At 72.5% G+C, this 13,916-nt stretch carries 13 protein-coding genes; 4 read left to right on the top strand and 9 right to left on the bottom strand.

Going from position 1 to position 13,916, the window contains the following annotated elements; all coding sequences use genetic code 11:
- Positions 1 to 10: 10 nt before the first annotated feature.
- From AMK33_RS30495 to AMK33_RS30480, 4 genes are all read right to left on the bottom strand, one after another.
- Entirely contained in the window at positions 11 to 1,429 is a 1,419-nt protein-coding gene (locus AMK33_RS30495) for a phenylacetate--CoA ligase family protein (protein WP_073936222.1), read from the bottom strand.
- Positions 1,426 to 2,151, bottom strand: coding sequence for a flavodoxin family protein (locus AMK33_RS30490; RefSeq protein ID WP_073936221.1), 726 nt, complete (start codon positions 2,149 to 2,151; stop codon positions 1,426 to 1,428). Before AMK33_RS30490 ends, AMK33_RS30495 begins: the two co-directional genes overlap by 4 nt.
- A 225-nt stretch (positions 2,152 to 2,376) precedes the next feature.
- The gene (locus tag AMK33_RS30485) at positions 2,377 to 3,615 is read right to left on the bottom strand and encodes a cytochrome P450 (RefSeq protein ID WP_079195022.1); all 1,239 of its coding nucleotides are present in this window, start codon (positions 3,613 to 3,615) and stop codon (positions 2,377 to 2,379) included.
- 212 nt (positions 3,616 to 3,827) lie between these two features.
- The gene (locus tag AMK33_RS30480) at positions 3,828 to 4,841 is read right to left on the bottom strand and encodes a methyltransferase (RefSeq protein ID WP_235618246.1); all 1,014 of its coding nucleotides are present in this window, start codon (positions 4,839 to 4,841) and stop codon (positions 3,828 to 3,830) included.
- A 288-nt stretch (positions 4,842 to 5,129) separates the two neighbouring features.
- Here AMK33_RS30480 and AMK33_RS30475 point away from each other — a divergent pair, with 288 nt between their 5' ends.
- The 3 genes from AMK33_RS30475 (at position 5,130) to AMK33_RS30465 (ending at position 7,283) form a co-directional block, all read left to right on the top strand.
- Complete coding sequence (locus AMK33_RS30475) at positions 5,130 to 5,690, top strand: dihydrofolate reductase family protein (RefSeq protein ID WP_073936220.1); 561 nt, start codon at positions 5,130 to 5,132, stop codon at positions 5,688 to 5,690.
- 256 nt (positions 5,691 to 5,946) lie between these two features.
- Complete coding sequence (locus tag AMK33_RS30470) at positions 5,947 to 6,564, top strand: DUF1707 SHOCT-like domain-containing protein (RefSeq protein ID WP_073936219.1); 618 nt, start codon at positions 5,947 to 5,949, stop codon at positions 6,562 to 6,564.
- A 146-nt stretch (positions 6,565 to 6,710) separates the two neighbouring features.
- Complete coding sequence (locus AMK33_RS30465) at positions 6,711 to 7,283, top strand: GNAT family N-acetyltransferase (RefSeq protein ID WP_073936325.1); 573 nt, start codon at positions 6,711 to 6,713, stop codon at positions 7,281 to 7,283.
- A gap of 261 nt (positions 7,284 to 7,544) precedes the next feature.
- On the opposite strand, the gene AMK33_RS41740 is transcribed toward AMK33_RS30465, so the two are convergent.
- Positions 7,545 to 7,982 carry a hypothetical protein gene (locus AMK33_RS41740; RefSeq protein WP_443030944.1) on the bottom strand — a complete coding sequence of 146 codons (438 nt, stop codon included), beginning with the start codon at positions 7,980 to 7,982 and terminating at the stop codon, positions 7,545 to 7,547.
- On the opposite strand from AMK33_RS41740, the gene AMK33_RS30455 reads away from it, so the two are divergent.
- Positions 7,929 to 8,522 carry a TetR/AcrR family transcriptional regulator C-terminal domain-containing protein gene (locus tag AMK33_RS30455; protein WP_443030940.1) on the top strand — a complete coding sequence of 198 codons (594 nt, stop codon included), beginning with the start codon at positions 7,929 to 7,931 and terminating at the stop codon, positions 8,520 to 8,522. The two genes, AMK33_RS41740 and AMK33_RS30455, sit on opposite strands and share 54 nt — an antisense overlap.
- A gap of 352 nt (positions 8,523 to 8,874) precedes the next feature.
- Here AMK33_RS30455 and AMK33_RS30450 read toward each other — a convergent pair whose 3' ends face one another.
- The 4 genes from AMK33_RS30450 to AMK33_RS30435 form a co-directional block, all read right to left on the bottom strand.
- Complete coding sequence (locus AMK33_RS30450; RefSeq protein ID WP_073936217.1) at positions 8,875 to 9,393, bottom strand: hypothetical protein; 519 nt, start codon at positions 9,391 to 9,393, stop codon at positions 8,875 to 8,877.
- Positions 9,394 to 9,638: 245 nt separating this feature from the next.
- Complete coding sequence (locus AMK33_RS30445; protein WP_073936216.1) at positions 9,639 to 10,571, bottom strand: hypothetical protein; 933 nt, start codon at positions 10,569 to 10,571, stop codon at positions 9,639 to 9,641.
- A gap of 260 nt (positions 10,572 to 10,831) precedes the next feature.
- Positions 10,832 to 12,940, bottom strand: coding sequence for an MMPL family transporter (locus AMK33_RS30440; RefSeq protein ID WP_079195021.1), 2,109 nt, complete (start codon positions 12,938 to 12,940; stop codon positions 10,832 to 10,834).
- Between the two features lie 126 nt (positions 12,941 to 13,066).
- Positions 13,067 to 13,852: an alpha/beta fold hydrolase gene (locus AMK33_RS30435; RefSeq protein WP_073936215.1), complete on the bottom strand. Its 786-nt coding sequence runs from the start codon at positions 13,850 to 13,852 to the stop codon at positions 13,067 to 13,069.
- Between the last annotated feature and the right edge of the window lie 64 nt (positions 13,853 to 13,916).

Here is a 13,916-nt window from a genome sequence, read left to right as displayed (position 1 = left end):
TCCTTACGGTTCACGTGGTGATCGCGTAGCGGTGCGCGACCTGTCGGGCGGTGCGCGCCGCGCCGTCGGGCCCGGAGCGGCGGTCCAGGACCCGGGCCGCCTTCCAGCTGACGAACGAACCGGTGTGGGTCACGGGGTCGATGTCGGTGTCGACCACGACGGTGCTGTGCGCGCCGGTGCGTTCGCGCAGCCGGGCGGTGACGGCCGCGGCGACCCGGTCGGGCCGGGCGGTGCCGGGGAGGAGGTCCATGCGGACGGTGACCCGGTCGCCGCCGTCCGGTGCGCTGTCGACGACGACCTGGTAGCCCAGGCAGCCGCGGACGTCGGTGAGCACCGCCGCCTCCAGTTCGGCCGGCCACAGCAGGCCGTCGCCGAGCGGGATGCGGTCGCCGGCGCGTCCGACGACCTCGACGACCGGGCCGGGCAGGGCGGAGCCGGGCGGGGCGGGGGTGAGCCGGACCAGGTCCCCGGTGCGGTAGCGGATCAGCGGCTTGATGCCGTCGATCAGCATGGTCAGCACCAGTTCGCCGGTGCCGTACGGGCCGAGCGGGGCGCCGGTGTCCGGGTCCACCAGTTCGGCCAGGTAGTTGGGCGAGGACAGGTGCAGGGCGCCGCTGTCGGCGCCGGAGGCGATGCACAGGGCTTCCTGCGAGCCGTACAGGGCGGGCCGTACGACGGCCTGCGGCCAGACCGTGGAGACGTTCGCCGCGAACTGCGGGGTGCAGATCTCGCCGAGGACGAGGAACAGCTTCACCGGCAGCGCGGCCGGGTCGTGGCCGTGGTGCAGGGCGGCCTTGGCGAGGCTCAGGCACAGCGCGGGCGCGCACACGACGACCTCGACGCCGAGTTCCTCGATGAGGCGCAGCGCCTTCTTGAAGCCGACGCGCGGGGACTCGGGCCAGATCTTGACGTGGCAGAGGTCGAGGGTGGCGGCCACGTCGGTGAACACGTCGCCGAACGCGTACAGTTCGGACGGCCCCATGAGGCCGACGACGGGCTTGCGGTCGCCGAAGCGGGTGCGCAGCAGGTGGCGCCAGGACTGCTCCACGGCGGTGTTGGAGGCGGCGATGTCGCGGGCGCCGCGCGGGCAGGGGGTGGCGGCCCCGGTGGTGCCGTTGGTCTCGTAGTAGATCCGCGCGTCGGCGAGCGGCCCGGACAGGACGTCGTACATCTCGCGGCGCAGGTCGTCCTTGGTGGTGAAGGGCAGCGCCCCGAGCGTGGCGGGGGTGACGGCCTCGATGTCCACGCCGGCCAGGTGGCGGCGGTAGAACGGGGAGCGTGCGGTGACGTGCCGCAGTACGGCGGTCAGCCGCTCGGCGTGCCAGTCGGCCAGCGCCCGCTCGGTGAGGGTGCCGTCGTGGAAGGAGTCGCTGATCCGGCGGTGGGCGGCGAGGAAGGCGTCGGTGCCGGCGGTGCCGTCGGCGGTCATGGCCGGGCCTGCGCGGAGAGGGCGGACTCGGGGGCGAGCCCGGGCTCGGGGACGTCCTCGAACTCGGCGGCGTTCAGGGCGAGTCCCACGCGTTCGTTGGCCTCGCCGGTGTGGATCGGGCCGTCCTGCCCGGTGAGCCTGTGGTGCTCGGCCAGCAGCTCCATCATGTCGATCATCCGGTCCACGAGCCGGGAGACGTTGGTCAGTCCCTCGTCGTCCTTCAGCGCGTCGCCGCGGTGCAGGGCGTGCACGGTGGCCGGGAATCCGCTGCCCACCACGATCATCCGGTTGAGCAGGGCGTTGACGGTGAGCTGCGCCCACACCTCGCCGCCGCTGTAGCGGCGGGCGACGGAGACGACTCCGGCGACCTTGTTGGTCAGCGGCCGGTCGAAGCGCAGGTGGCCGACCCCGGCCCGCTCGATGAAGGTCTGCATGAGGCTGGCGGTGCCGAAGCCGTGGACCGGCGCGGCGAAGACGATGCCGTCCGCCTCGATCATCCTGGCCACCACGTCGGCGACGCCGTCCTCCACCGCGCAGGGGACCGTACGGGTGTTGCAGTCGCCGCACGGGCCGCAGCGGTCCATGCGGACGGTGCGCAGATCGACCGTCTCGAACTCGACCCCGCGCCGCGCCGCGACCCCGGCGGCGTACCGCAGGACGTCGGCGGTGTTGCCGTCACGCTCCGATCCGTTGATCGCCAGGATCCTGAGTGGTGCTGTCACGAGATGACTCCTTCGAATGCGAAGATTCGGCGGTTCCGGCGCAGTCGGCGGTGGGCCGCCGGAGAGCAGGGCGCGGATGGCGGGGTGCCCGGCTTCGCCAAGTCGTCGTGGGGGGGCCTGCCGACTTACCTGAATCGTCACGTCTGCGGGCGTGAAGGCGCATCTCTCTAAATGCTGTGCGAGAATCCCGGCCCCGCGGGCGCGCGGGAGGGGCGGCGACGCAGGTCAGGCGCCGAGCACGAGGGGATACGTGTCGAGTCCGCGTACGACCCACCGGTCGCGGTAGACGGGAGAGGCGGCGGCCGTCAGGCGCGGGAAGCGGCGCAGCAGCCGGGGCAGGGCGATCCGGGCCTCGAGGCGGGCGAGGGGGGCGCCGAGGCAGTAGTGGGGGCCCGCGCCGAAGCTCAGGGGCCCCGGGGCGCCGCCGCGCGCTGGGTCGAAGCGGTCCGGTGCGGTGAAGCGGCGCGGGTCGCGGTTGGCGGCGGCCAGGATCAGGGTGAGCCGGGTGCCGCGCGGGACGGCGGTGCCGAGCAGCTCGGTGTCCCGGGTGGCCCAGCGGCTGGTGACGTGGACGGGCGGCTCGTAGCGCAGGATCTCCTCGACGTAGGCGTCGGCGAAGTCCGCGTCGTCGCGCAGCCGGTGCGCGTACGGGGCGTGGTCCAGGGCGATCATCAGGCCGTGGCCGATGAGGAAGCTGGTGGTCTCGAAGCCGGCGGTGAGCAGCACCATGAGGTTGCCCATCAGCTCTTCGTGGCTGAGCCGCTCCGGTTCGTCGTCGTGGGTCGCGACGAGGAGGGTGAGGAGGTCGTCGGCGGGCCTGCGGCGGCGCTCGTCGGCGAGCCGGCCGAAGTAGCCGGCGAGGGCGTCCATCGCGGCGTCGGCCCGGTTCAGGGCCGTGGGGTCGGAGAGGCCGTCGGTGGACACGGCGATGGTGGAGGCCATCTCCCGGAACCAGACCTGGTCCTCCTCGGGGAAGCCGAGCAGGGCGCCGATGACGGCGATGGGCAGCCGGGAGGCGAACTCGGCGATGACGTCGACGGGACTGCCGCCGGCGCCGAGGCGGGCCATGCGGTCCAGGAGGCGGTCGGCCATGTCCTCGACGACCGGGGCGAGTTCGCGCACCCGGGGCGGGGTGAAGGCGAAGGCGGCCAGGGACCTCAGCCGGGTGTGGTCGGCCCCGTTGCTGTAGAGCATCGAGCTGGTGAAGGCGCGCAGGGAGGAATGGGAGCGCCAGGCCGGACCGGCGGCGTCGTAGGCCGTACGGTCCTGGACGTGCAGGCTGCCGTCGCGCAGGGCGCGGGCGCACTCGTCGTACCCGGTGACGACCAGCCGGCCGGGTCCGCGCCGGGCGAGGTCGCCGTGGGCGCGGATCGCCTCGTACAGCGGGTAGGGGTCCTGCCGCCCCCGCGCGGTACCCAGGGCGGCGAACGCCTCCGTCAGGGACAGGGGGGCGGGCTCGGCCATCCGAGGTCTCCTCTGCGGCGGGCCGCTCGGCGCGGCCGGGCGGGCCGGTCACGCGGCGCGGGCAGGCGGGCCGGCCCGCGGCGTGGACGGCGACGGTCACATGGTGCGGTCGGCGGCGGTCAGTTCGATTGCGGCGGGCCGCTCGGCGCGGCCGGGCGGGCCGGTCACGCGGCGCGGGCAGGCGGGCCGGCCCGCGGCGTGGACGGCGACGGTCACATGGTGCGGTCGGCGGCGGTCAGTTCGATGATCGCCGAGGAGCCGGCGGGGTGGACGGCGGCCACCTTCAGGCCGGCGTCGGCGGCGAGCGCGGCGAACTCGGGCACGCCGCGCTCCTGGGCCCCGTAGACGCACAGCATCCGCAGATCCATGCCGGTGTGCGGGGTGTCGCCCCGGGGGCCGACCGACTCGATGACGAAGACGGAGCCGGTGCGGCCGGCGGCCTCGGCGCAGCGGCGCAGGATCGCGGTCGCCGCGGTGTCGTCCCAGTCGTGCAGGATCAGCGAGAGGACGTAGCCGCCGGCTCCGGCGGGCAGCGGGTCGAAGAAGCTGCCGGTGACGGCGCCGGCGCGGTCGTCCAGACCGGAGGCGGCGAAGGACCGTTCGGCGTCGAGCGCGGCCTCCTTCAGGTCGACGACCGTGCCGCGCAGGCCGGGGTGGGCTTCGAGCAGGGCGGTCAGCAGGGAGCCGTCGCCGCCGCCCACGTCGACGACGTGGCCGAGGCGGCCCCAGTCGTAGCCGGTGACGATGTCCGGGGCGCGGACGGCCACGTCGGCGCCCAGCAGGGAGTTGAAGGCGGCGGCCCGCTCGGGGTCGGCGGTCAGGTCGTCCCAGTAGGAGCGTCCGTAGCGCACCGGGAAGGCGGCCTCGCCCGTGGTGACGCTGTGCAGCAGCTCCACGAAGGACAGTTCGCCGCGCCCGCCGGTACGGACGTCGAACCAGGCGCGCAGACCGGCCGGGTGGTCCTCGCACAGGGGCCGGCCCAGGGCGGTGAGGGCGTAGCGACCGTCCTCGTCGCGCTCGAACACCCCACGCACGGCCAGGTAGCGCAATAGCCGCTCCAGGGCGCCGGGGTGGGCGCCGACGGCCTCGGCCAGGGCCGGTGCCGTCCGGGTGCCGGCGGCTATGTGGTCGGCGATCCGCAGGGTCGCGGCCACGCGCACGGCCATCGGCGTGCCCAGGTTCGCCATCCGCCACAGCGCGGCGGCACTGCCGTCCTCGTCACCCAACACAGCGATGCCCTCCTTCACCGCGGGCACAGCGGGGCCCGCGGTGCCATCCTCGCGGAGCGGTGGGCCCGGCCCATCTTCTGGATTGCGCTCTTTCGGTGCGGGATGCGGCGGGCAGACCTTGGCGTCGCACCATGAACTCCCCTTGTGACAAGGGAAATTGACGGGACAACACGGCACGGAGGGCACCCCGGCACGCAATTGACAACACGAATTTGTGAAAGACAAGCTCGCTTCTGATTCGGATGTCACAGGCTTCCCCGGGAAGCTCTTCCAAGGAGTGATCGCATGACCGCAGGGCGCAAGATCGTGGCCGGGCTGTTCCTCTCGCTGGACGGTGTCGTGGAGAGCCCGGAGAAGTGGAGCATGCCCTACAACACCGGTGAGACGACCGAGGCGTTGATGCGGCTGTTCGACGACGCCGACACCGCCCTGCTGGGCCGCAGCACCTATCAGATGTGGAGCACGTTCTTCCCGCACGCCACCAACGAGCAGGTGCCCACCGCCGGCTGGATGAACGCCGCGCCGAAGTACGTCGTCTCCTCCACCCTCACCGAGGTCGGGGAGTGGCAGAACAGCCACCTGATCACCGGCGACGACATCGCCGGCCAGATCCGGGCCCTCAAGCAGCAGCCCGGCGGCAACATCAACGTCGGCGGCAGCATCACCCTCGTCCAGTGGCTCATGAGCAACGGCCTGCTGGACAACCTCTACCTGCAGATCGCCCCCGTCGTCGCCGGCACCGGCCGCACCCTCGCCAACGGCGAGCAGATCCCCATGCACCTGGCGTCCACGCGCGCCTTCGACAACGGGGTCATCGAAGCCCACTACGTGCCTCAGCCGCGCTGATCCCGCGTGGCCGGCGGCATGAAGGAGCCGCCGAACCGGAACGACGTTCCCGGCTCCGTCCACAAGGGGGGGCGGTCGCGGTGGGCGGGTGGTCCTCGGTGTCGCGCCGCGAACGCCACCTCGTACGCCCGTCCGCCGCGCGGGAAGCACCGGCGCGCGCGTACCGGCCCCGGTGGGCCCGGCGGACCGGGACCAAAGTCTCCGCCATGTCAGTCCCGCGGAACTGCCCGCCGACCACTTGCTTATCCTTGTCGCCATGACCACCCAGCCTCCCGAGCCTTCTCCGCGCCCTGCTCCATCGGGAGGGCTCCGCGCCTCTCACGACGACCGGGAAGCGGTGGTGGAGCGGTTGCGCGACGCGGCGGCCGAGGGGCGGATCGATTTCGACGAGCTGGACTCGCGCCTGGAGCAGGCGCTGACCTCCAAGACCCACGCCGAACTGGCCGTCCTGACCGCCGACCTGCCGAAGGCGGACTCCCCCGCGAACCGGCCGCCGCTGGTGCTCAAGGGCGGCGTGTACGGCGCGTCTCGGGGCCCCGGGCGCTGGGAGGTTCCCGGACACGTGATCGCTCACGGAGGCGTGGGAGGTGTGAAGCTCGACTTCACCCGGGTCGAGTGCCGCCTCACGGAGGTCGTGGTGGAGGCGCACGGGGAGATATCCGGTGTCACGATCGTCATCCCCGACGGCTGGGCCGCGGACACCGGCGGCATGGATCCCGGCGTCGGCGGCCTGACGGACAGGACCACTCCCGACCGGCTCCCGGGAACCCCGCTGATCCGGCTCGCCGGGACCGGCGGCGCGGGAGGAGTGGTCGTCCGCCACCCCAACCGCCGGGAACGGCGCAAGCTGGAGAGCAACCCTACGCAGGGCTAGGTGTGCCGTCCCAGGACGTTGGTGACACACGTACTGGGTGATGGCGGGGCACGATCCGCTGGTAGGCGATGCCTTGATCGTGGGGGCCGGACCGGGAGGGGATATTCGGTGTTCCGCACGCTCCATGGGGGCACAAGATGGTGCGCATGACTTTGGCCACCCCCGTACTGCACACCGCTCGCCTGCGACTGCGGCCCTTCACCGACGCCGACGCGGGCCCCCTCTTCGCCCTGCACAGCAACACCCTCGTGATGCGCTACTGGGACTCCCCTCCGTGGACCGAACGGGCCCGCGCCGAGCGCTTCATCGCGACGTGCCGGAAGATGGCGGACGAAGGCACCGGGGCGCGGGTGGCGATCGACCGGGCTTCCGACGGGGCCTTCGTCGGCTGGTGCGGCCTGGTCGAATGGAACCCGGTCCACCGCAGCGCGTCGCTGGGGTACTGCCTCGACGAGGCGATGTGGGGCCACGGCTACGCGGCGGAGGCCGCCCACGCCCTGCTGCGGTGGGCCTTCGACACGCTGGACCTGAACCGGGTCCAGGCCGAGGCGGACACGCGCAACGTGGCGTCCGCCCGGGTCCTGGAGAAGACCGGGTTCGTGCGTGAAGGGACGTTGCGGGAAGACTGCGTCGTCGACGGCGAGGTGTCCGACTCCTGGGTGTTCGGGTTGATCAGACGCGAGTGGCGGCCGTCGGCCGTGTCGCGTCCAGCCCACTGAGCGGCCGTCAAGTCCCTTCTCCCTCGGTTGACGACCGCCCGACAGCGGTACTGATCGCGGGGTGCGCTCGCCGGCGGGAGGCCGCCACCGGAAACGGGCTCAACGACCTCCGACAGGTTTTTGCGCGGTCATTCGTCCACCGGATCCCGGCCGGACAGTTCCCGTACGGCGCACGTCTTGGCGTACGGAGTGAGTCCCCTGCGCATCGTGGCGAAGTGGTCGTCTCCTCGGACGGACGACGCGGCGGGGCCACCCGGCAGGTCAGCGCATCGCGTAGTCGGGGGGGCGGACCACCTCCGTGCGGGTGTTCTCCGGGGCGTTCGCGGCGAGCATGTCCAGCACCTCCTGGGTGGGGGCGGGCATGGAGAACCGCTCCGCGCCCTCGCGTCCCAGGGCCTGGTGCTCGGTGACGAAGGGGCGCATCACGTTCTCGTAGGCCGTGAAGGCCGCCCTGTGGTCGCTGCGGGCCTGTGCCAGCTCGCCGGCCAGTACGTAGGCGCCGATCAATGCCTGGGACGTGCCGCGTCCCGAGGTGGGGGCCGCGCAGTAGCCGGCGTCGCCGAGCAGGGCGACCCGGCCGTCCGGGCCCGCATCGTCCGGGCCGCCGTCGCACTCGCCGACGCCGAGGGAACGGCCGGTCTGACGATGCGACGGGTGGCCGCGGAACTCGGCATGCCGACCATGTCGCTCTACCGGCACGTCGCGAACAAGGAGCAGCTGATCGCGCTGATGGTGGACGCGGCCTTCGCGAGCGAGCCTCTGCCGACGCGGCCTCCGGGGGACTGGCGCGCCGGGCTCGAACTGTCCGCAGCGGTCCAGTGGCGCCTCTACCAGGCGCATCCGTGGCTGGCCGCGTCCCTCAACCTCAGCCGGCCCCTGCTCGTGCCGCACGGCATGCGGCACATCGACTGGGCCCTGGCCGCCCTAAAGGGCCTCGGACTGGACGCCGACACCCGTATGCACGCGGCCGTCACCCTCTTCGGATACGTCCGGGGCCAGGCGGTCGACACGGAACCCGAAGCACGAGCCACCCAGACCAGCGGCATCACCGCGGAGCAGTGGATGGACGCCCAGCACGACCGCGTGACCACCCTGCTGGCCCAGGGCCACCTCCCCCGCTTCGCCACCGTCGCCCCCGAAGCCGACCTCTCGTCCACATCGCCGTACCGGTTCGGCCTGACCGTCCTGCTCGACGGTCTCGCGGCACGGATCACCGCGGTGACGCCCGCGACACCGTGACTCTCAAGAGACCCCTCGCACTGCGGCACCGGGTTCACATCCCAGGACCACCGCCAGAACGGGGGCGGTTTTCCTTGTGCGGTCTTGCCCGCCGCTGAGCCGGGCGGTACCGGCGATCAGGGCTGGTTCGACATGCACGACGGGGACGGAGACATCGGTCAGGGCTGGTGGCGCGAAGGGTCTGGTCTCCACGGCGAAGTCCCGGCGTAGCCGTCGCCCGGGACCAGGACCTCGTGCTGCTGTGCTGCTGTCGCGTTCATCGCTCCGATGCCTCTTCCGTGTCGATCGCTCCCGCTGCGCGGACGACCACCAGACGCAGGTCCGCCTTCCGTATCCGGACGTACGGGGCAACCTAGCTCTCCGCCTGCAACGCCCTGCGCGCTGCTGCCTGAAAGGACCTGCCCGGTACGCGCTTCGCTTCGACTGCTCGCATGTACTGGGCGTCGAAATCTTCCAAGCGACCAGCTCCCGCCCGGCGGGCGGCGTCATGCCAAGCCGTGCCGGCCATGTCCAAGGCATACATCGCCCGCCGCAGAGCATCGGCCGCGTCGGCCACGAACGCGGGACCTACGACGGTCACCTCAGCCACCGCGGAACTGAAGGAAGCCCATGCCGCATGGGCGTCGGCCGCGGGTTCACGCCACTGCTCCTCAGTACTCGTCTCGATGCGAAGACTCGCCGCCAACTTCCACCACGCCGCAGACATTTGCTTAGAAGTGCTGATGCATTCGCTGTAAGCATTGCGGCGAGCCTCCTCAAGCCTGAGTTCCCGGTCGATCTGCCGCTGCCGCCTCTGCTGTGATCCCTGGCTCACGGCGGTGACCAGGCCGCCCCCGAAACCTCCGAGCGTGCCGATCGCCGCACCGATCACAGCTGCTACTCCTGCGTCCATGGCAGGGCATTAGACCCTGGGATGCTGCAGGGAGGCCAGGCCCGGGCAACCGCCGGTTCTCAAGAGACAGAACCTGGTCGCCGCGCTCGCCCCGCACGAACGACGGACATGCACGCGACGCCTCCGTGGTCGTGGCGCGCGACGCGGAGGGCCTGGTCGCCCTGCTCCTGGCGGTACGGCGGTGCGCCCGGACGTAACGGTCAGCGGGAGGAACGGGTCAGGGCTCATGTACGGGGCCGGTCCTGGCCGGCTGTCACCTCGTGCGCGATGCGACGCCACTGCTCCTCCCCTCCGGGCAGGGGCCAGGCCCAGGTCGGCTGTTCCGCGGTGTTCAGGCCGTGGAGGAGGCGGACGAGCCGTGGGCCGGCTGTGGCGGCTCCGTCCGGGACGGTGGGGCCGTGGAGGGCGCGGAGTCCGGCGAAGCGTGCCAGTTCGTCCTCGTAGGAGCCCACGGCCTCATCGGTGCGCGCGGCCAGGTCGTCGCGCGGCACCGTGCGGTGAAGCTGCAACAGCGGAGGCTCGACGGATTCGGCGATCGCCGCGGCGAGCCGCGCGTGACCGTCCATGATCAGATGACAGTCCAGGCCACTGACCCACCACAACAGGACGGGTGGGAGCGTCCCTTCACGGGCCTGCTTGCGGTACGCCTTGACCCGGCTGTCGTCGGCGTCGGGCATCGGCCGCAGCGGCAGAACCTCGAACGACGTGGAGTGGAGAAACCAGTCGATGTACCCGTCCGGATGGCCGTCGACGAGCATCGAGCTCCAGTACTCGGCATGCGAAACGTCGGCGTGGCGCCAGCGCCGGAGCGGACTCTCGCACGACAGCAGCCACCGGCCCTCGTGCAACGGGCTGTCCGGCGAGTCGACGAGGTACTGCGCGAAGCGGTGAGCCCATCGTTCCGGGCTGCCCGCCAGGGCGCGCCCCACATCGGCGCGCAACGGCGGGACGAAGGAGCGGTACTCGTCGGTGCGCCAGAAGTCCACACCCTGGAGCTGCTCGTCGACAACGGCGAGCAACACAGGCCGCGACAGCTGGGAAACCAGCAGCCGCGGCCCGGCGCTGAACACGCACAGCCCCGGCCGGCGGCGGTCCTGTACGTCCAGGGACAGGCCCACCCACGTGCCGTCGCCCCGCGTGACATCGCTGCGCCGCATGCCAAGAGCCTAGACGGCTGCTGCGAGGAACCCGGATGGCACCCTTGGCCGTCCGGCACGACCAGCACACTCCACGAGCCGGTGGTCCGCCACCGGTACGAGTGCGACGGGCGGGACGGCATGTGCGGCCGTCCCGTCGACGTCCAGGGCGACCGGTGCCCCGCGTGCGCGCGGATTCCGGAGCCCTCGTGGTGACGGTCCCCGCACACGGCACCGCCCGCCGCCGGAGGGTTCCGGGGCGGGCGGTGACGCAGGACGGGCTACAGGGTGGCCGGTTCCCGGTCGGAGGTGGTGGGTTCGGTCGTGTCGGGGGTGGAGGGGGTGTGGGACGCCGTCGGGCGGGCCGGCCACCAGAAGCGGCGGGCGCCCAGGTCGAGGGCGAGGGCCGGGACCAGGACCGTGCGGACCAGGAAGGTGTCGATCAGTACGCCGACGCCGACGATCACGCCCATCTGGGCCATGGCGACCAGCGGCAGCACGGCGAAGACCGCGAAGGTCGCCGCGAGGACGAGACCCGCGGAGGTGATCACGCCGCCGGTGCCGCTGAGGCCGGTGACCACCGCTTCCCGGTGTCCGCGCAGCCGGGACTCCTCCTTGACCCGGTGCATGAGGAAGATGTTGTAGTCGACGCCGAGCGCCACCAGGAAGACGAAGCCGAGCAGCGGCACCGACCAGTCGGTGCCGGAGTAGCCGAAGACGTGCTCGAAGAGCAGGCCCGAGGCGCCCAGCGCGGAGAAGTACGAGACGACGACGGTGGCCAGCAGCACCAGCGGGGCCACCAGCGAGCGCAGCAGCCAGACGAGCACGAGCAGGACGACGAGCAGGACGGCCGGGACGACGGTCCTCAGGTCGCGCGCGGTGGCGGTCTCCTTGTCGAGGCTCTGGGCCGCCGTGCCGCCGACGAGGGCGTCGGTGTCGGCGCGCAGCGCCTCCACGGCGTCCTTGGCGGTCTCGCTGTCGGGCGTTCCCTCCAGGACCACGGCCAGCCGGGTCAGCTTCCCGTCGGCGGTGGTGGCGACGGTGGTGACGTCGACGACGCCGGGGGTGCCCTCGGCCGTCTTCGTGACGTCCGCCGCCTGCGAGCTGTCGGCGATGACGACGGCCGGGTCGCCGACGCCGGAGGGGAAGTGGGCCGAGAGCCGCTCCTGGGCGACGACCGACTCCGGCTCGTTCTGGAACCACTCCGACTGGTGCAGGCCCATGTTCAGGCCCAGCGCGCTCAGTGCGAGGCCGCCGGTGACCAGCAGGGAGACCAGCCAGGCGCGGCGCGGCCGGCGGGCCACGGCCTCGCCGACGCGGCGCCATCCGTCACCGGTGCGCGGGGCGGTCCCGTGGCGCGGCACGAGCGGCCAGAACACCCAGCGTCCGGCGATGACGAGCAGGGCGGGCAGCGCGCTCGCCATGGCGAGGAAGCCGAAGAGGACGCCGATGGCGCCGACCAGGCCCATGGAGCGGGAGGAGTTGATGTCGGCGAGGCCGAGGCAGAGCAGGCCGACGGCGACGGTGGCCGCGGAGGCCAGCACGGCGGGGAAGGTGCGGCGCAGGGCGACCCGCATGGCCGCGTGCCGGTCCTCGTGGCGGTGCAGTTCCTCGCGGTAGCGGGCGATGAGCAGCAGCGCGTAGTCGGTGCCGACGCCGAAGACCAGCACCATCAGGACGCCGGAGCTCTGCGGGTCGACCTGGAGTCCGGCGTACTTGGCGAACAGGTAGGTGAAGGCCTGGGTCAGTACGGCGGCGAAGGCGACGGCGAGGACCGGGAACACCCACAGCACGGGGCTGCGGTAGGTGAACAGCAGCAGGACGATGACGATGAGGCAGGTGATGCCCATCAGGGTGGCGTCGAGGGTGTCGAAGACGGTGAAGGCGTCGGCGGTGGCGCCGCCCGGTCCGCCGACCGCGCTGTCGAGTCCGGGCGGGGCGTTGGCGGCCGCGACGGTGCGCAGCTCCTCGACCTTGTCGGCGAGTTCGGCCTGGTCCTCACCGGACAGCGGGACGACGAGCATCAGGGCCCGGCCGTCCTCGGAGGTCACGGCGGGCGGTACCTGCTGTCCCGGCTCGGCGATCTTCGCGAACGCCGCGCGGTCGGCCTCGACCTTGGAGCGGACCGCGTCGGTGACGGGCGCGTCGCCGGTGTAGACGGCGACGGCCGGCATCAGGTCGTGGCTGCGGAACTTCTCCAGTTCGGTGTTGACCTGCGCGGATTCTGCACCGCGCGGCAGGAAGGCGTTGGCGCTGGTGTCCTGCACCTCGCCCAGCTTGCCGGCCAGTGCTCCGAGAGCCATCGCGGCGAGCAGCCAGACGGCGAGGACGAGCCATTTGCCGCGCCGGCCACCGGGCACGGCGGTGCTCCGCTCGAGCCATGTGGACATGGGGGGTTCTCCTTCTGGGGTGGGGACGTACGGCGGTGCGCGCCGGGCCGTGCCGTCACGGCGGGCGGGCCCAACGCGGCGGCGCCCGTGGGGCCGAGGCTCCACGGGCGCCGGGGGCGGTGGATCTCAGCTCTCGAAGAACTCCTTCAGCACGGGGGCGAGGACCGGCGGCTCCACGGCGATGCCCTGGCCCGCCAGGGAGCGGTGCCGGGAGTCGGGCACGACGTCGGCGACGGCGCGGGCGCTCGCGTGCAGCCACGCGTCGGCGTCGCCGCCGTGGGCGACGAGGACGGGCACCTTGACGGCGGCCAGTTCCTCGGTGGGCAGGGCGAAGTCGTCGCCGGTGATCGTGGTGTCGTACGGGAGGGTGTGGGCCAGTGCCTCCAGGCCCGCCCAGAAGGGGGCGAACCGCATGCCCGCGACGGCCTCGGCCGGGGCGCCCATGCCCTGGGTCATGAAGAACGCCACGGCCTCGCCCCGGTCGGTCGCGGCGAGTTCGGTGAGCTTCTCGGTGAAGCCGGCCGGCGGCTTCGGTCCGGTCTCGTCCACCACGAACGGCGGGTCGTAGACGGCGACCCGGGTGATGTCCACGCCGGCCGCGGCGGCCTTGAGCGCCAGGACGCCGCCCGCGGACAGACCGAACACCTTCGCCGATCCGCCCGCCTCGGCGATCACGGCGGCGAGGTCCTCGATCTCCCGCTGGACGGCGTACTCGGGTGCGTCGGCGCTGTCGCCGCGCCCGCGCCGGTCGTAGTTGTAGACGGTGAAGTGGGGGGCCAGTTCGGCGGCCAGCTGGGTCATGGTGGGGTGCGCGCGCTCGCTGAACGAACCACCGACCAGGACGAGGGGCTCGCCCTCGCCGGTGCGGTCGTAGGCGATGGCGGTACCGTCGGCGGACTGGACAGTGTTCATTGCTCTCCCGATACTGAGCGGCTTCGAGGGGGGACACGCGGTGGTGCCGCACTCAGCGTCCCGG

Origin of the sequence: Streptomyces sp. CB02400, assembly GCF_001905725.1 — a bacterium.
GTDB lineage: Bacteria > Actinomycetota > Actinomycetes > Streptomycetales > Streptomycetaceae > Streptomyces > Streptomyces atrovirens.
This window is presented reverse-complemented; position numbering and strand designations above follow the sequence as displayed.